Raw genomic sequence first — 16,773 nt, 5'->3', positions numbered from 1 at the left:
GAGGAAAAACATAAGTCCTTGTGTCCCCTTCGTCTAGAGGCCTAGGACACCGCCCTTTCACGGCGGTAACAGGGGTTCGAATCCCCTAGGGGATACCACCTCAACTAAGGTTAATCGCTAACGTTAGTTGAAGACAATAAACCATCGAAAGATGGTTTTTTTGTATCTATTATTTTATCGTGCCACAAGCCACAAGCCACAAGCCACAAGCCACAAGCCACAAGCCACAAGCCACAAGCCACAAGCCACAAGCCACAAGCCACAAGCCACAAGCCACAAGCCACACAAGCCACAACGTTTATTGGTTTCCTCTATTTCTATTGGGTTTAGACTTGCTTGCTGCATATTAGGGATAAAGTCTTGGAAAGATGTCTCGCTGTTAGTATGCAACAACACTATTTAGGACGGGGCAGAACAAAATAAAAAGGCGACTTAATGTCGCCTTTAAAATCAGTTCATTAAGTTACAACTCGACACTATTCAACCCCTAAAAATCCGCCAGTTTGGTGAGCCCATAACTGGGCATAGATACCGCCAGCAGCAATCAGCTCTTGATGGGTTCCTTGCTCGACGATACGTCCTTGATCGAGCACGATTAATCTGTCCATTGCGGCAATAGTCGATAATCGATGGGCGATTGCAATCACGGTTTTGCCCTGCATCAATTCGTATAAGCTTTCTTGAATCGCAGCTTCAACTTCAGAGTCCAAGGCGGAAGTGGCCTCATCAAGCAGTAAAATCGGCGCATTTTTTAATAGCACCCTAGCAATCGCGATACGTTGTCTTTGTCCGCCAGAGAGTTTCACGCCGCGTTCACCGACTTGTGCATCTAAACCATGATTGCCATTAGGGTCGGTTAGTTCATTAATAAAATCATGGGCCTGAGCTTGTTTAATCGCATGTTCGAGTTGGATTTCGCTCGCCCCTGGATTGCCGTACAGAATATTTTCACGAATCGTGCGGTGCAGTAGGGAAGTGTCTTGGGTGACCATACCAATCTGTGAACGTAGCGAATCCTGTTTGACGGACTTAATGTCTTGTCCATCGATACAAATTTGGCCTTTCTCAACATCGTAAAAGCGCATTAACAGATTGACTAAGGTAGACTTACCCGCGCCCGAGCGGCCAACTAGACCGACTTTTTCGCCCGCTTTGATCGTGAGGTTGAGTTCGTCGATTACGCCAGTATTTTCACCATAATGAAAGCTCACCTGATTAAAATCGATCCGACCTTGTTCCACTACTAAGGTGTTTGCATCTGGCGAGTCTTGAATGAGTGTCGTCTTGGAAAGGGTGTTCATCCCATCGGTGACTGTACCAATATTTTCAAATAATGAACTGATTTCCCACATGATCCACTGAGACATCCCATTGAGGCGCAGCGCTAAACTCACGGCAATTGCAATTGCACCCACCGAGATGGCATTGTCACTCCAGAGCGCGATTGATACGGCGGCAATGCTGAACGCGAGTAAGTAGTTAATGATTTGTACACTGACGCTGATCCCTGTGACGAGGCGCATCTGGCGATAAACCGTGTCGAGGAAACTGCGCATACTCGCTTTAGCGTAATCAGCTTCTTTATCCGTATGGGCGAAGAGTTTCACCGTGGTGATATTGGTGTAACTATCAACAATTCGGCCAGTCATCGTCGAGCGGGCATCGGCCTGTTCGGTTGAGACCGTTTTAAGCCGCGGCACAAAGTACCATTGCAGACCAATATAGAGCGCTAGCCAAATCAACATCGGGACCACTAGGCGCACATCGGCACTGGCCACCATCACCAGCATGGAGGTGAAGTACACTAAAATGTATACCAGTACATCGAGGAGTTTCATCACGGTTTCACGCACCGCAAGGGAGGTTTGCATCACCTTAGTGGCAATACGGCCAGCAAAGTCATTCTGATAGAAGGAGACGCTTTGCTTGAGCAGATAGCGGTGCGCAAGCCAGCGGATCGACATGGGATAATTACCCAGCAAGGTTTGATGCATGATCAGTGCATGAAATAGCACTAACAATGGCATCACCACTAGGACCATTACACCCATTAATATCAGCGTAGAACCTTCATCCTGATAGAGCGTCTCTGGGCTTTTTTTCACTAACCAATCGACTAATTGTCCCATAAAGCCAAAGAGTGAAACTTCGAGCATGGCGATGAAGGCTGTCAGCACTGACATTAATATCAGCGGTAATTCATAACCCTTAGTGTAGTGGCGGCAAAACGCATACACCCCTGTGGGCGGCTTGGTTGGTTCGCCATCCGGTAGGGCTTCCACCCAAGATTCAAATCGTTTAAACATGAATTGACTCTATTTTATTGAAAATAAGTAAATGGGGAAAAACGTCGAGGTGTCTAGCATATAGGATCTTGCACTTTAAAAGCACGCGATGATCCAGTTCCGTTTTCCGCGAGTGTGCTAGCATAGGGTGACGTACAGTAACCGACAAGTACAAAATTGTGAATAAGAGTGTCGGATAGCCAAATGAAGCAAACAGCCGTGAGCCAAAACTCAGCCCCAAAACCGCCATACGAGCCAGCATCAAGCGACTCGCAGGATTGCCAAATATCCGCTGGGATTTGCCGTGAAGCGCGCATGAGCCGTGATCCACGTTTTGACGGTAAATTCTTTGTGGGCGTGCTAAGTACGGGAATTTATTGCCGAACAGTGTGCCCAGCAGTGGCGCCGAAGGAAGAAAATGTGCGTTATTTTGACTCGGTCATTAAAGCTGCTCAGGCGGGACTTAGACCTTGTCTGCGTTGCCGCCCCGACAGTGCTCCAGGCTCAAATCCGTGGAAAGGCACAGGCACAACCTTAGACAGAGCTATAGGCTTGATTGAAGCTGGCGCCTTATCTGGCGAGCATGGATTAACGGTCGAGGCCTTGGCGGACAAATTGGGGATCAGCAGTCGTTATCTAAATAAGTTATTTACCGCTGGATTTGGCACTTCACCGAAGCAATTTGCCCTCTATCGTCAGTTAATGTTCGCAAAACAGTTGTTGCATCAGACGCAGCTGCCCATCACTCAGGTTGCGCTTGCTGCAGGCTTTAACAGTATTCGCCGTTTCAACGAGGCATTTCAGCAGTCGCTGCAATTAACGCCCACGCAGTTAAGAAAATCCAGTCTGAAGTCGACTGCCAAGTTAGAGGAAGGGGAGAGAACTAATAAGGCTAGTCCGCAGGAGATGCCAGCGCACAGTTTGAGTCTATATCAGTATTACCGACCGCCGCTCGATTGGCCGGCGCAGTTAGCCTTTTATCGCCTGCGCGCCGTGGCGGGAATGGAGTGGTTTAGTGAGGGGGCAAATCATGACTCCAACGACATGATGCCCCAAGATACACTTGAGTATGGTCGCACCCTGCAACTTGAGGATATCCGCGCAGTGGTGCGTATCGCCCATGAGGCACATTTGCATCGCTTTAAAATCACGCTGACATTAACGCCCGACTCGCCCTTGGCGGGCCTACAAAAACTCATCACCCAAGTGCGGCGCATTTTAGATCTCGATGCCGATATGCAGCTAATTGAGCATAAGCTACAGCGTTTGACCGATCTTAAGTTAATCCCTAAATCAGGTCTTAGGATCCCGGGAGCAGGATCTTTATTTGAGGCGGGTTGCCGAGCCGTTTTAGGTCAGCAGGTGAGCGTAGTGCAGGCCACTAAGTTACTCAATTTATTGGTCGAAGCCTATGGTGAACGCTTTAGCTTAAACGGGCAAGAGTATCGCTTGTTCCCTACACCGCAGGTGATCCGTCATGCCTGCCTCGATAAGCTTAAAATGCCTGGCGCGCGCAAACTGGCGCTCAATGCGCTTGCAGCGTTTATCTGTGAGCACCCAGAAGCCACAGCTGATGATTGGATTAGGGTAAAAGGCATTGGCCCCTGGACCATTGCCTATGCCAAATTACGTGGGCTTGGCGATCCAAATATCTTCCTGCACACGGATTTAATTGTGAAAAAGCAATTACTGGCGACTATGGGTGAGCAGACAGGGTTGGATACTGAAGCGCAAAAACAACTGGATTATTCAGCGATTGTTGAGCGGGTAAGTGCGGATATCGCCCCTTGGGGGAGTTATTTGACCTTCCTGCTGTGGTCCAATGCATAGGGCATTACAGGCCATGTTTATTGATTCAGTACCGAGGCTCTATATGAGAGCCACTATTTGAAACACAGTACGAAAACACTGTACTAAAGCCGTTGACGAGAACCACTATGAGCCCGAATTTATCGCAACTGATTAGCGCCCCAACGGCCAAAGATTATCAGCCCTGCGCTGTCGATATCTTAAGTACTCCTGTGGGCGTACTACAACTTAATGCCAATGCCTACGGATTGAGCCATTTAACTGTTGTGGGGTCTAGTCGTACCGAGATCCCCCTAAAGGTCGCAAGTGATGACGAACTCGCGCGGGCTAAAAGTCATATTGATCAGGCAAAGGCGCAGCTTCTGGATTATTTTCGCGGTGAGCTAACCCAGTTCCACTTAAGCTTAGCGCCCAAGGGAACCGAATTTCAGCAGCAGGTGTGGCAGGCCTTGGTGCAGGTCGGTTATGGCCAGAGTTGCAGTTATGGCGAGATTGCCCAGCGTATCGCAAGACCCAAAGCCGTTCGGGCAGTTGGCGCGGCCAATGGCGCCAATCCCATCGCGATTATTGTGCCCTGTCACCGTATCATTGGTAAAAATGGCCAATTAACGGGTTATGCCTATGGACTTACGATGAAACAGCAACTGTTAATGCTGGAATCGACAAGCAAGGGCGCGCATTTTACGTTAGAATAGCGGTCATATTTGTTATTGATGAGCCATGTAATTTTTTATGACCCAAGCTTCTTCCGCCGTTGCCAGCTTTGCCGAACTTGGCATTATTGCCCCCTTATGTAATCGACTCTCTGAGCTGGGTTATGTTTTTCCCACTCCGATACAAGCGGCTACCATTCCTGCCGTACTCAGTGGACAGGACGTGTTAGCAGGGGCGAATACAGGTTCTGGAAAAACCGCTGCTTTTGCAGTGCCGTTATTGCAGCGATTGAGTGAAGCGAAAAGTGCTGATAAGTCGGCAGGCCAAGTGCGTTGTTTGGTGCTCGTGCCTACGCGCGAATTGGCGCAACAAGTCGCCGACAGCTTTTTATCCTATGCATCCCATTTTAATGGCCAACTTAAGATAGTTGCGGCCTTTGGTGGCGTGTCTGTCAATCTGCAAATGCAAAGTTTACGCGCTGGCGCCGATGTGTTGGTCGCAACTCCTGGGCGTTTACTGGATTTATTAGCCAGCAATGCGCTTAAGTTAAATCGCGTCTCGGCCTTAGTGCTGGATGAAGCGGACCGCATGTTAAGCATTGGATTTACTGATGAATTAAATCAAGTGCTTGAGGCGCTCCCTGCCAAAAAACAAACCTTACTGTTTTCGGCGACATTCCCCGAAGAAGTTCGCGCGCTAACGACCCAATTACTCCATCAACCGCTTGAGTTTCATCTGCAAAGTGAGCAAGAAAGCACCATTGTTCAGCGTGTGATAACCGTTAACCGCGAACAAAAAACAGCGTTATTGGCCCATTTGATTAAACAGCATCAATGGTCACAGGCGTTAATTTTTGTCAGTGCTAAAAATACCTGTAACCACCTCGCGCAAAAGTTGTCAAAACGGGGAATTAGCGCCGAAGTCTTTCATGGCGATAAAGCTCAAGGTGCGCGGACTCGCGTCCTTGATGGGTTTAAAAATGGTGACATTAGTGTGCTGGTTGCGACGGATATCGCAGCCCGTGGTATTGATATTGATAAACTCCCCGTCGTGATTAACTTTGATTTACCAAGAAGTCCAGCCGATTATATGCACCGTATTGGTCGTAGCGGTCGTGCGGGCGAGGCGGGCCTCGCGGTGACTTTAATTTCCCATGAGGAATATCACCACTTTGGTGTGATTGAAAAGAAAAACAAAATCAAACTAGTGCGTGAACAAATCCCCGGATTTGAAGCCAATGCTGAAATACCGCTGGATGTGTTAGCGCAGGAAAAACCTCAGGCCAAGCCCGAAGGCTCTGGCAAGAAAAAGCGTAAACAGTTACCCGTGGCGAATGTTGAGTTTTGGGGTAAAAAGTCTTAATTCCTCAGGTGTGAGTTATGCTTAGCATATCTTCAGGTTGTTTCGAATTGGTTTGGTAGAGGCAGTATGCAGCATTTATTTTGGTTAGTTGAAGGTAAAATCGCGGGCCGCAGTGGTCCCAATAAGGACCCTTGGGATTTAGCAGAGCTTAAAGCATCGGGGATCCGCGCCGTGTTATCCGTTAATGGCGGAGAAGGCTGCGAGCCCGGTAGTTTTCAGCACCATGGTTTGCGTTATGAATGTATCCCGTTTTCCAGAAACGTGCCGCCACAGGAAGGGGATATCGCCATTTGTGTCGCCCAACTACCCAGAGCGCTAGCCTTTATTCAACAATGTGAAGCCGATGATTTACCCGTGTTAATCCATTGCCGTTCGGGAAAAGATCGTACCGGGCTCATTATGGCTTATTACCTCATGGTTAATGGTGCTGCGCCGTTGCATGCCGTTAGCCAAGTGCGCAGCATTCGCGACATTGCTTTTAGCGCTGAGGGGTGGGATCAGTTTGCCTTCGATGTGCTCTATGCTTTGCAGGATTAGTCCTTGAGAAGGGAAGATTGTTCCAAAGATAAAGTAATTGGCTGATTTGATCACATTTGACCTTAGTCATCACTTTTAAGGCATGTTAAGGTTAATATACTGGCAGTTTAATTTGAGTGAGCGCTTAGTTTTATCATGAAAAGTAAGGCAAATCAGTCACAAGGGCTACTCCTTTTTCGGTTATCTCAACATCAGGTATTTGCCTTAGGCACGCTCAAAATTCGTGAATTAGTGCCTTACACGCCGTTGAGTAAGATCCCTAAATCTCATCCGACAATCATGGGTGCCGCGACCATTCGTGGTCATACCATCCCGGTGGTGGATATGGCGGCTGCCATTGGTTATCGGCCAATCAGTGATGAAGAACGTAAACATTGCTATATCATCATTACTGATTGCCAGCGCATGATTATCGGCTTTTTAGTGCGCGCCATTGATAAGATTATTGAGTGCAATTGGCGTGACATTGAAGCGCCATCGGCAAATTTAGGGAGAAATGCCTTTTTAACTGGGGTGACGCGCTACGATAATCAGTTAGTGCAGTTACTTGACGTGGAGCTGTTACTGTCTAAGGTGTTCCCCGATGCACCCGAGGCCAATCGAGCAATCCTAACGGATGTGCAGCGGGAGAAGTTAAAACCCATGCGGATTCTGTTGGTCGATGATTCTAAGGTGGCCCGCAAGCAACTTTCCGATGCGCTCGATAGTATTAATATTCCCTATTTCGTGACCCCTGATGGAAGAGAAGCGCTCTCTATTATGGAGCAGGCGGCTGCCGAGCGTCACCCGATTGATATTTTAGTTAGTGACATCGAAATGCCGGGGCTCGATGGCTATGAGCTGGCATTTGAAGTCCGAGATAATCCACTGTTGGCTAATGCTTATATTATTCTCCATACCTCGTTGTCCAGCGAAATCAGCGTCAGCCAAGCCCATCAAGTGGGGGCAAATGAGGCGCTGACTAAGTTTGATGCCCATGAGCTTGTGGAAGCCATGCTACGGGGGGCTGATTTAGCGGCTAAGCGGTTAAATTAGAGCGTGTTGGATTTTTGTAAGGGTTTTGCAGGGACTGGGTAATTTAATTCGCTTATTTCCCTGCAAAGCTAGACAAGTTCCATCACATCCTATAAAACCTTATTTGCCTCAATTTTGAAGGTGTGGGATGGGGAAACTCAGCCGAAATATAATAACGATAGGTTAAGTAATGAAACAAGAATCATCTTTTTTAGCCAAGTTGGCTAATAGCAGTTTGGTGCTGCAAATTCTCGTCGGGATTATCGCTGGTGTCGCTTTAGCCAGTTTTTCACATGAATGGGCCAAACAAGTCGCTTTTTTAGGTAGTTTATTTGTTGGTGCATTAAAAGCGATAGCGCCTATTCTAGTCTTTATTCTCGTGGCATCCTCCATTGCGAATCAAAAGAAAAATACTCAAACGAATATGCGCCCAATCGTGGTGTTGTACTTATTGGGTACCTTTGCTGCGGCATTAACCGCAGTGATTTTAAGTATGATGTTCCCGACTAATCTGGTGTTAGTTGCGGGTGTTGAAGGCACCAGTCCGCCACAGGGAATTGGTGAGGTGATTAACACCCTGTTGTTTAAACTGGTTGATAATCCCGTGAATGCCCTGATGACGGGGAACTACATAGGTATTTTGGCTTGGGGCGTGGGTCTTGGCTTAGCCTTACATCATTCGAGTGATTCAACCAAACAAGTGTTTGCGGATGTGAGCCATGGTATTTCGCAAATGGTGCATTTTATCATTCGGTTAGCGCCTATTGGTATTTTTGGTCTAGTTGCTGCCACATTTGCTGAAACCGGTTTTGCGGCAATTGCGGGCTACGCTCAGTTATTAGCCGTATTGCTCGGTGCGATGGCTATTATCGCCTTAATTATTAACCCGCTGATTGTTTACGTTAAAATCAAACGTAATCCCTATCCACTTGTGATCCGCTGTCTGCGTGAGAGTGGTGTGACGGCATTTTTCACCCGCTCAAGTGCGGCCAATATTCCAGTGAATATGGCATTGTGTGAAAAGTTAAATCTGCACGAAGATACTTATTCAGTCTCTATTCCGTTAGGGGCAACCATCAATATGGGCGGCGCTGCGATTACGATTACCGTACTGACTTTAGCTGCGGCACATACTTTGGGGATTCAAGTTGATCTGCTGACTGCCTTGCTGCTTAGCGTGGTAGCTGCGATTTCTGCCTGTGGCGCATCCGGTGTGGCGGGTGGTTCGTTACTACTTATTCCGCTTGCTTGTAGCTTGTTTGGCATTTCTAACGATGTGGCGATGCAAGTGGTTGCTGTTGGTTTTATTATCGGCGTGATCCAAGATGCTGCCGAAACGGCACTGAATAGCTCTACGGACGTGATTTTTACCGCTGCTGCTTGTGAAGCCGCTGAAAACAAAGCTAAACTTGGATAAAGTGTGCTGTTGTTAGTGTAGAAGAAAGTATCATAGGAGCAGTCACTTCGGTGGCTGCTTTTTTATGGGAGTAGTTATGATCCTTTTCGATTTTAAAGAGTTAAATGCGGCAAAGTCTTGGTATGGTGTTAATGATACAGTGATGGGCGGTTTGTCACGCAGTAAGCTCGCCATCTCTCCGTTAGGCTATGGGATGTTTAGCGGCCATGTGTCACTCGCCAATGGTGGCGGGTTTGCCTCGGTGCGCTGTGAGTTTGAACCCAAAAATGTGAGTGAATTCACTGGGATTTATCTCGAACTCGACCGTGATAGAAGCAAGCACTACAAAGTGAATCTCAAAGATGCCGACACGCCGCAGAGTACGGTTTATCAAGCGCCGATGCCCGATGCTAAGCATCAGTCTTTTGGCGTTAATGGTGGCAGTATTATTCACTGGCAACGTATTGAAATCCCCTTTACGGCGTTTCATCCCCAGTGCCGTGGCAAGCCGATTGAGCGTGTTGAGATTGATTTGAGCCGTCTCACAAGTATTGGGCTAGTGATTGGTGCGCAGCAAAGTGGTGATTTTGCATTAAAAATTAAATCAATAGGCTGTTATTGAGTCATAAGGGGATAAGCTAATGCTTGTCCCCTTAATCTACTGTTACACGCTCAACTCAGCGCGATTTAGGCTCCCACAATCCCTAGGGGCTTAGCATGTTCCCATGCGCCGCGGGTAAAGTCGGGGAAGTTTACTGAGTTACTGCGGTTATTGAGTGATTGTTCACTTAAAATATTGACCACAGACCAAGCCGCACCATCATAGACATCCTGATCGAGTGCCTCGCCGTTACGTAGGCAATAGATCATTCGCCAAAGCATCACAAAATCCATGCCGCCGTGACCGCCGTTGATTTCGGCTTCTTTACCAATACGTTGCCACAGTGGGTGATCGTATTTGTCATACCACTTTTGCATGTCCATATCCCACTCGTGGTAACTCTGACCAAAACCCCCATTTTCGATTGCGATACGATTAGGGAAGCCAGCAAACACACCGTTAGTGCCTTGGATTAGATTATGGCGACTGTAGGGTCTTGGGGTGGTGGTATCGTGTTGAACCATAATGGTTCTGCCTTTCACGGTTTTAATCAGGCTAGTGCTCATATCGCCATTAATGTATTTGAGCTGATTACGTTCATGATCGGCGGGAAATTCTCGCTTAGCATATAAAGCACGACCTAAAGCTGGCGAACTCATGGAGGTCAGGTAATCGAATCTGTCACCACGGTTGATATTCATATACTGGGAAATAGGCCCTAAACCGTGAGTGGGATATAAATTACCATTGCGTTTAGTATGCCAATAAGTGCGCCATGAGCCGGTTTTATGATCAATTTCTTTCATTTGCCAGCGCAGTTCATGGATATAAGCGGCTTCGCCGTGGAGTAATTCGCCAAATAAGCCTTGGCGCACCATGTTAAGCACCATCAGTTCTTCACGACCGTAATTGACGTTTTCCATCATCATGCAGTTTTTCTGGGTACGCTCGGCGGTATCGATGATTTGCCAGCACTCTTCGACTGTGAGGGCGAGTGGTACTTCAACAAAGGCGTGTTTACCACTTTCCATAGTGTCGATAGCCATTGGAGCATGCCATTCCCACGGAGTGGAAATAATCACAATATCGATGTCATCACGGTTTAATAGCTCGCGATAGCTCAGATCATTGCCGGTATAGATCGCAGGTTTTGGCCGTTTTTGTTTAACGATATGCTCAACCGCTCTATCAATAACCGCTTGGTGCGTATCGCAAATGGCTTTTAGCTCCACGCCGTCTAAGTGACAAAACTGTTCGACATGGCTAAATCCACGCTCTCCCACACCGATAAAACCAACTCTAACCATCTCCATTTTAGGGGCAATGAGTCCAATAACTGATTTCCCGCGACTGGGTTTCGGGGCAACGTTACTGGCGGTAGCATCGAGGGCAATATTGGCCGTAACAAGGCCGGCAGTGACCGCGCCAGCGGCTTTCAGAAAATGGCGGCGATGAATATTGTGCATAGGCTTCCTGCTTTATTGTTGTTTATTTGTAGGGCGATTTTAATCCATCTTGTTATATCAGAATCTCACTGTAAGTGGACATTAAAAGATGTAACAAGCTCATTCATACGTAATTAAATAAACCGTATTGCAACAGGTTATTTATCTTTACTTTAGCGATAGGTAAATAGTGATAAAGATCGCGTTTTTATTTTCTAATTAAGCTACACTGCCCATTAATTAATCAAGCTAAATTATCTTTTAGTTTTTAAATGTTTAGCAAATTAAATTTAACCAAAAAATTACATTTTTTGGTGAGTTTGACGTAATTTGCGACTCGGGGGAGTAAAGCGGTAAATGGGTTCTATGCTTAATGTACTACCACAACTGACGTTCACTTTAGGTGATTGGGTATTGCATAAGGATATCAGGATGTCTGGGATTGAAAAACGCCGTCGCCTACATTGGCGGGAGACAGATATGCAAAATCGTGAAATTATTGGTCGTTGGTTAGATGAGCGTCCACTGCTAGGTGACAAAATTACGCTCTATAAAGAAGCAGATAAATATTATTTAGAAACTTGGTTCAGTGATGGCTGCCATAGCTTAGATGAAGTCAATTTAACTGATACACCACAGGGCAAAAAAGTAGAAGATGTAGGCGGTAATTTCTTCGGTGAGTATTTTATGGTAACGCCTAATATGCAACTGCAATTTTGCAACGAACAGGGCAGTTATTTTCAAGTAGATAAATTAGTTGCGGATATTGATTTTAATCAGCGCGTTGCTTAAAACGGTTGTGATTTTTTAATGGCAACTGAGTTGGGCGAATAATATTCCCTCTCAAGCTTATCCCTGTGTAGCGGGATGGTCAGGTTTGGTTAAAACAGAGGTCGCTTAACGCGACCTCTTGTATTTTTGCCGATTATTCATTGAAAGGATGCTGACTGAAAAAATGCATCCTTTTACCCGAATACGGATGGGTAAAGCTCAAGCTTTGGGCATGGAGACACAGTCTCGGTCTGGCCTTGATCACCTCAGCATTACCATAAAATTCATCCCCTAAAATGGGATGCCCAAGGGCGAGCATATGTACCCTAAGCTGGTGGGTTCGGCCCGTTTCTGGGGTTAATTCCACTAAGGTGCTGTTTTCGCGTCTTTCGAGCACTCGGTAATGGGTAAGAGCACTTTTCGCGCCAGCCGTCCCCGCCGCTTGCGTCTTTTGATAGGGGGGGTGCTCGGGATCGGGGGCGATAGCTAAATCAATCATACCTGCATCCAGCTCGACCAGTCCCATGACCTCGGCAATATACACTTTCTCACTTTGTCGATCTTGAAACTGGGTTTTTAAGTGGGATTCGGCTTTTTTATTGCGCGCAAAAACCATAATTCCTGAGGTGGCGCAGTCGAGTCTGTGCACCAGAATCGTTTCAGGATAAAGACGTTGCAGCCGAGTGAGGGCACAATCGAAGGTATGTGCGGCTCTGCCGGGATTAGACAATAAGCCCGAAGGTTTATTAATAATGATCACATCTCTATCTTGATAGCGAAGATCTAACCAAGGGACTGAAGGGGGCTGGTAATCAAATATCTGCATCGTATCCTCATCGTTTGCGCGGCCATACTAGCAAAATATCAGTTACTAAGCAGTATATTCTCAAACAGTGTATTGAGGAGTTGGCATTAAAACTGCGCTAACCATAATCTAAACTTTATCCCCCAGGTAGATGTTACTCCTGAGGTAACGTAACGAATATTTCCTTGCGTATCGATAACATAAATGGCTGGAAATGCCATCGCGCCCCAGAGAGCACTCTGCGTTCCACTATCATCATTAAGTACCGGAAAGTGATATTGATGTTCATCCATAAAGGTTTGAATCTCACTATCACTACCTGAAGCAACGGCGACTGAAATCACCCGATGATTTTGGCTGATGGTCTCAACCATAGGCGATGTTACGCGGCATACTGGGCACCAGGTTCCCCAGAAATAGACTAATGTTGGCTCAGTTTGGGCTGTATTAAGTGCAAACTTGCCGCCATCAATGGTAATACCGCTTAATACTGGCGCTTGGCCTGTGACCATATCCCGTTGTAAATAGAGGCTTACCCCATAGAGCAGTAGCGCCATAATGGTTAAATCCCTAAGCTGCTTTAGCCAAAATCGAGGGCTTTGCAGTTTTTGTTTCCATCCCTTTGGATGAGGTGATTGCTCCCTTGAGCTTGCTCTTATCACTGAGATGGTCTCCTCGGGATTATTCGGGTAAATAGTCACTCGGAGTTTTACGGCTCCAAATACGGGTATAGGCCATCAACTGGGGGTAGAAGGTACGAAAGGCGGTTTCTGTCTCAATCTGCATTTGGGCTAAAATTTTATCCGCACCGTTAAATAAGGCACTGTGCGGATGACCTTTGGCCCTTTGGGTTAATGCCTGTTGAATGCCTTTAGGCGTGGCGTAGCCGTTTAACCAATCTTGACGGCGCATATCGGCGATAATGTCTAGGCATGGCTGAGGGTGATACACATCGCTTTGCGCGGCAAATTCTGCCAATTCGCTATAGGCTTTTTGGCTAAAATCAGGCAGTGACAGATGATGATATTCTTCCCAGTTGAAGGCTAAATAATAATCGAAACTGATGAACATCAAATCTGCTGCTATGCTTGTTAACTGTTTAGGAAACAATGCGATGAGTTCTTGAGTCAACTCATGGGTCGCGCAGAGCTGATTGATTTCATGGTTTAACCACAGTCCTTGGCGTAGTGCTTGTGGGGCATTGTCTATCGACGCGGTAATAAAATTGCCTGCTAGATTGGCACCAAGGTGGGTTTTACTGATATCAGCCAGATGTAAGTGTGTAAGAATGTTCATTTTTTGTGCTTGGTTAATCGCGTTGGTTCACGTTATCATGGGCAGGCGCGCTGAGGAAAGTGCAAATAGGCAAAAATCGTGTGCTTTTGTAAGGTAGTGCTAGATTCAGCATTTCTAACAGGAGTGTAAATGCTGATGCTAAAGACAGAAAATGCGCTAATCAACTAACCTGTTAAGGATCATGGACGATGTGGAACTGGTTCATCAAAATGCTTGGTAAAGACGAGCGTCCCAAACGTAAAAAAATGCTGGTTGATATTCCCTATGAGCAACATAGTTTCAGCATCGATCATTTTGCCCGCACTCGGGCTAAATATGATGTAGATGACGCATTGAGCTCAAATACGCTCAATGAGCAGGATGCAGTGACCGATATGGATATCGTGAACAAGTAATCTTGATCTTATTGGCCTCTAACCATAGACTAGCCGCCGTTCTAAGCTATCTAGAGGCCTTTGCATGCGCGTAACAGACTTTTCTTTCGATCTTCCCGACGAACTTATCGCTCGTTATCCCATGGCGCAACGTACGGCGTCACGTCTGTTAACCTTAGATGGCAATACTGGCACGCTCGCCGATAAACAGTTTACCGATCTGCTGGAGATGATTAATCCCGGCGATTTAATGGTATTTAACAATACCCGGGTGATCCCTGCACGTTTATTTGGCCAAAAGGCCAGTGGTGGTAAACTCGAGATTTTAGTTGAGCGTATGCTCGACGATAAGCGTATCCTCGCCCATGTGCGCAGCTCTAAATCCCCGAAAGTAGATAGCATTATTCATCTCGACGGCGGTTATGAGATGAAGATGGCTGCGCGCCATGACGCCTTATTTGAACTCGAACTCTTATCCGATCTCACAATTTTAGAAGTGCTCGAAGCAGTAGGGCATATGCCATTGCCTCCTTATATCGACCGTCCCGATGAGGATGCCGATAAAGAGCGCTATCAAACCGTGTATAACCAGAACCCCGGTGCGGTTGCCGCGCCTACGGCGGGTCTACACTTTGATGATGTCATGCTTGAGGCATTAAAAGCCAAGGGCGTAAATATCGCCTTTGTGACTCTGCATGTCGGTGCCGGCACCTTCCAACCTGTGCGCGTCGATAATGTGCTCGAGCACAAAATGCATTCCGAGTGGGCCAATGTGCCGCAGGATGTGGTGGATTTAATTGCCCAAACGAAAGAGGCAGGCAAGCGTGTGGTTGCTGTGGGCACGACGTCTGTACGTTCACTGGAGAGTGCGGCCCGAGCAAGTGAAGGCGAACTTAAAGCCTTTAGCGGTGATACCGATATTTTTATCTACCCTGGGTATCAGTTCCAAATCGTCGATGCCATGATCACTAACTTTCACCTGCCGGAATCGACGCTCATCATGTTGGTTAGTGCCTTTGCGGGTTTTGATCATGTTATGGCGGCGTATCAACACGCAATCACGCAAAAATATCGCTTCTTTAGCTATGGCGATGCCATGTTTGTGACGAAAAAAGCTCACTAGACCAAGATTTTGTTTTAAAATAGCCGCCCACATTGAGTTTGGGCGGGTATTTTTTCAGCCAAAGGTTGAACCTTTTTGAACTGTCCCTATCTCTATTGTTAATCAAAATGGCGCTTGCCATTAAAAATGTAGTCAGACTGTTTATCTGGCGAGGTGAATGATGAAATTTGAACTTGACACTACCGACGGCCGTGCGCGCCGTGGTCGCTTGATTTTTGAACGTGGTACAGTGGAAACCCCAGCATTTATGCCTGTAGGGACTTACGGTACGGTAAAAGGGATGACGCCAGAAGAAGTGCGTGCTACTGGCGCCGATATTCTGCTCGGTAACACTTTCCACCTGTGGTTACGCCCTGGCGAAGAAATCATGCGTAAGCATGGTGACCTTCACGATTTTATGAATTGGCAGCGTCCTATTCTGACCGATTCGGGCGGTTTCCAAGTGTTCAGTTTGGGTGATATTCGTAAAATTACCGAAGAGGGTGTGCATTTCCGCTCGCCAATTAACGGCGAGAAAATCTTCTTAGATCCTGAAAAATCAATGCAAATTCAACATGCATTGGGCAGTGATGTGGTAATGATTTTTGACGAATGTACTCCGTATCCAGCAACCGAAGATGAAGCGCGCAAGTCTATGCAGATGTCACTGCGTTGGGCTAAGCGTTCACGCGACGAGTTTGACCGCCTGGAAAACCCCAATTCATTATTTGGGATTATCCAAGGCAGTGTTTATGAAGATTTACGCGACGAGAGCTTAAAAGGCTTAGTCGAAATTGGTTTCGACGGTTATGCCGTCGGTGGTTTGGCCGTAGGTGAGCCTAAGGAAGACATGCACCGCATTCTTGAGCATGTCTGTCCACAAATTCCTGCTGACAAGCCGCGCTATCTGATGGGGGTCGGTAAGCCAGAGGATTTAGTTGAAGGTGTGCGTCGTGGTATCGACATGTTTGACTGTGTGATGCCAACCCGTAACGCCCGCAACGGCCATCTGTTTACCAGTGAAGGTGTCATCAAGATCCGCAACGCGCGTCATCGTGATGACACTTCACCGCTCGATCCTAAGTGTGATTGTTATACCTGTAAAAACTATTCACGGGCATACCTTTACCATTTAGATCGTTGTAATGAGATTCTGGGGGCGCGTTTAAACACCATTCACAACTTGAGATACTATCAAATGTTAATGGAAGGTTTGCGCGGTGCGATTGAGACGGGTACATTAGACGCCTTTGTGAAGGACTTCTATACCAGTCAAGGTCGCGAAGTACCAGAGTTAGTCGATTGATTTTTTGCTAATAAGA

The 16,773-nt window shown here is 46.8% G+C and carries 16 protein-coding genes and 1 tRNA gene; 12 read left to right on the top strand and 5 right to left on the bottom strand.

Annotated elements, in window-relative coordinates:
* Window positions 1-22: 22 nt before the first annotated feature.
* Window positions 23-98 (top strand) — tRNA-Glu (locus tag HG547_RS11850).
* 378 nt (window positions 99-476) lie between these two features.
* Here HG547_RS11850 and HG547_RS11845 read toward each other — a convergent pair.
* Entirely contained in the window at window positions 477-2,306 is a 1,830-nt protein-coding gene (locus HG547_RS11845; protein WP_169547935.1) for an ABC transporter ATP-binding protein, read from the bottom strand.
* A 183-nt stretch (window positions 2,307-2,489) separates the two neighbouring features.
* Here HG547_RS11845 and HG547_RS11840 point away from each other — a divergent pair, with 183 nt between their 5' ends.
* From HG547_RS11840 to HG547_RS11810, 7 genes are all read left to right on the top strand, one after another.
* Window positions 2,490-4,115, top strand: coding sequence for an AlkA N-terminal domain-containing protein (locus HG547_RS11840; RefSeq protein WP_169547934.1), 1,626 nt, complete (start codon window positions 2,490-2,492; stop codon window positions 4,113-4,115).
* 107 nt (window positions 4,116-4,222) lie between these two features.
* Complete coding sequence (locus tag HG547_RS11835; RefSeq protein ID WP_088585356.1) at window positions 4,223-4,789, top strand: methylated-DNA--[protein]-cysteine S-methyltransferase; 567 nt, start codon at window positions 4,223-4,225, stop codon at window positions 4,787-4,789.
* Between the two features lie 37 nt (window positions 4,790-4,826).
* Window positions 4,827-6,110, top strand: coding sequence for a DEAD/DEAH box helicase (locus HG547_RS11830; RefSeq protein ID WP_169547933.1), 1,284 nt, complete (start codon window positions 4,827-4,829; stop codon window positions 6,108-6,110).
* A 66-nt stretch (window positions 6,111-6,176) separates the two neighbouring features.
* Complete coding sequence (locus HG547_RS11825; RefSeq protein WP_037420279.1) at window positions 6,177-6,647, top strand: dual specificity protein phosphatase family protein; 471 nt, start codon at window positions 6,177-6,179, stop codon at window positions 6,645-6,647.
* Window positions 6,648-6,782: 135 nt separating this feature from the next.
* Window positions 6,783-7,682, top strand: a complete 900-nt coding sequence (locus HG547_RS11820; protein WP_169547932.1) for a chemotaxis protein CheV — start codon at window positions 6,783-6,785, stop codon at window positions 7,680-7,682.
* Between the two features lie 169 nt (window positions 7,683-7,851).
* Window positions 7,852-9,078: a serine/threonine transporter SstT gene (sstT, locus tag HG547_RS11815; protein WP_037420273.1), complete on the top strand. Its 1,227-nt coding sequence runs from the start codon at window positions 7,852-7,854 to the stop codon at window positions 9,076-9,078.
* 76 nt (window positions 9,079-9,154) lie between these two features.
* A complete protein-coding gene (locus HG547_RS11810) occupies window positions 9,155-9,679 on the top strand; it encodes a CIA30 family protein (protein WP_169547931.1) in 525 nt (174 codons plus the stop codon).
* 65 nt (window positions 9,680-9,744) lie between these two features.
* Here HG547_RS11810 and HG547_RS11805 read toward each other — a convergent pair whose 3' ends face one another.
* Window positions 9,745-11,124 carry a Gfo/Idh/MocA family oxidoreductase gene (locus HG547_RS11805; RefSeq protein ID WP_169547930.1) on the bottom strand — a complete coding sequence of 460 codons (1,380 nt, stop codon included), beginning with the start codon at window positions 11,122-11,124 and terminating at the stop codon, window positions 9,745-9,747.
* Between the two features lie 336 nt (window positions 11,125-11,460).
* Between HG547_RS11805 and HG547_RS11800 the strand changes: the two genes are divergently transcribed.
* On the top strand, window positions 11,461-11,895 hold the full coding sequence (locus HG547_RS11800) for a hypothetical protein (protein WP_169547929.1): 435 nt from the start codon (window positions 11,461-11,463) through the stop codon (window positions 11,893-11,895).
* Window positions 11,896-12,028: 133 nt separating this feature from the next.
* Here HG547_RS11800 and HG547_RS11795 read toward each other — a convergent pair whose 3' ends face one another.
* The 3 genes from HG547_RS11795 to HG547_RS11785 form a co-directional block, all read right to left on the bottom strand.
* On the bottom strand, window positions 12,029-12,700 hold the full coding sequence (locus tag HG547_RS11795; RefSeq protein ID WP_169547928.1) for an RluA family pseudouridine synthase: 672 nt from the start codon (window positions 12,698-12,700) through the stop codon (window positions 12,029-12,031).
* Between the two features lie 86 nt (window positions 12,701-12,786).
* Window positions 12,787-13,236: a protein disulfide oxidoreductase gene (locus HG547_RS11790; protein WP_169547940.1), complete on the bottom strand. Its 450-nt coding sequence runs from the start codon at window positions 13,234-13,236 to the stop codon at window positions 12,787-12,789.
* A 124-nt stretch (window positions 13,237-13,360) separates the two neighbouring features.
* A complete protein-coding gene (locus HG547_RS11785; protein ID WP_169547927.1) occupies window positions 13,361-13,975 on the bottom strand; it encodes an acyl carrier protein phosphodiesterase in 615 nt (204 codons plus the stop codon).
* Window positions 13,976-14,163: 188 nt separating this feature from the next.
* Between HG547_RS11785 and HG547_RS11780 the strand changes: the two genes are divergently transcribed.
* The 3 genes from HG547_RS11780 to tgt all read left to right on the top strand — a co-directional run bounded on the left by HG547_RS11780 (window position 14,164) and on the right by tgt (window position 16,757).
* On the top strand, window positions 14,164-14,370 hold the full coding sequence (locus HG547_RS11780; protein WP_037420254.1) for a hypothetical protein: 207 nt from the start codon (window positions 14,164-14,166) through the stop codon (window positions 14,368-14,370).
* Window positions 14,371-14,434: 64 nt separating this feature from the next.
* Entirely contained in the window at window positions 14,435-15,472 is a 1,038-nt protein-coding gene (gene queA / locus HG547_RS11775; RefSeq protein WP_169547926.1) for a tRNA preQ1(34) S-adenosylmethionine ribosyltransferase-isomerase QueA, read from the top strand.
* Between the two features lie 160 nt (window positions 15,473-15,632).
* On the top strand, window positions 15,633-16,757 hold the full coding sequence (tgt, locus tag HG547_RS11770) for a tRNA guanosine(34) transglycosylase Tgt (protein WP_011622165.1): 1,125 nt from the start codon (window positions 15,633-15,635) through the stop codon (window positions 16,755-16,757).
* Window positions 16,758-16,773: the final 16 nt, after the last annotated feature.

The sequence above is a fragment of the Shewanella sp. DNRA4 genome, from assembly GCF_012843185.1.
In the GTDB taxonomy this organism is placed as follows: domain Bacteria; phylum Pseudomonadota; class Gammaproteobacteria; order Enterobacterales; family Shewanellaceae; genus Shewanella; species Shewanella xiamenensis.
The sequence above is the reverse complement of the archived record's forward strand: the minus strand, read 5'-3'. Positions and strand labels throughout refer to the sequence as shown.

Bases quoted from the DNA above. Each gene is read 5' to 3' on its own strand.
- HG547_RS11845 (WP_169547935.1), bottom strand. From the start codon at position 2,306: ATGTTTAAACGATTTGAATCTTGGGTGGAAGCCCTACCGGATGGCGAA.
- HG547_RS11840 (WP_169547934.1), top strand. From the start codon at position 2,490: ATGAAGCAAACAGCCGTGAGCCAAAACTCAGCCCCAAAACCGCCATAC.
- HG547_RS11835 (WP_088585356.1), top strand. From the start codon at position 4,223: ATGAGCCCGAATTTATCGCAACTGATTAGCGCCCCAACGGCCAAAGAT.
- HG547_RS11830 (WP_169547933.1), top strand. From the start codon at position 4,827: ATGACCCAAGCTTCTTCCGCCGTTGCCAGCTTTGCCGAACTTGGCATT.
- HG547_RS11825 (WP_037420279.1), top strand. From the start codon at position 6,177: ATGCAGCATTTATTTTGGTTAGTTGAAGGTAAAATCGCGGGCCGCAGT.
- HG547_RS11820 (WP_169547932.1), top strand. From the start codon at position 6,783: ATGAAAAGTAAGGCAAATCAGTCACAAGGGCTACTCCTTTTTCGGTTA.
- sstT (WP_037420273.1), top strand. From the start codon at position 7,852: ATGAAACAAGAATCATCTTTTTTAGCCAAGTTGGCTAATAGCAGTTTG.
- HG547_RS11810 (WP_169547931.1), top strand. From the start codon at position 9,155: ATGATCCTTTTCGATTTTAAAGAGTTAAATGCGGCAAAGTCTTGGTAT.
- HG547_RS11805 (WP_169547930.1), bottom strand. From the start codon at position 11,124: ATGCACAATATTCATCGCCGCCATTTTCTGAAAGCCGCTGGCGCGGTC.
- HG547_RS11800 (WP_169547929.1), top strand. From the start codon at position 11,461: ATGGGTTCTATGCTTAATGTACTACCACAACTGACGTTCACTTTAGGT.
- HG547_RS11795 (WP_169547928.1), bottom strand. From the start codon at position 12,700: ATGCAGATATTTGATTACCAGCCCCCTTCAGTCCCTTGGTTAGATCTT.
- HG547_RS11790 (WP_169547940.1), bottom strand. From the start codon at position 13,236: ATGGCGCTACTGCTCTATGGGGTAAGCCTCTATTTACAACGGGATATG.
- HG547_RS11785 (WP_169547927.1), bottom strand. From the start codon at position 13,975: ATGAACATTCTTACACACTTACATCTGGCTGATATCAGTAAAACCCAC.
- HG547_RS11780 (WP_037420254.1), top strand. From the start codon at position 14,164: ATGTGGAACTGGTTCATCAAAATGCTTGGTAAAGACGAGCGTCCCAAA.
- queA (WP_169547926.1), top strand. From the start codon at position 14,435: ATGCGCGTAACAGACTTTTCTTTCGATCTTCCCGACGAACTTATCGCT.
- tgt (WP_011622165.1), top strand. From the start codon at position 15,633: ATGAAATTTGAACTTGACACTACCGACGGCCGTGCGCGCCGTGGTCGC.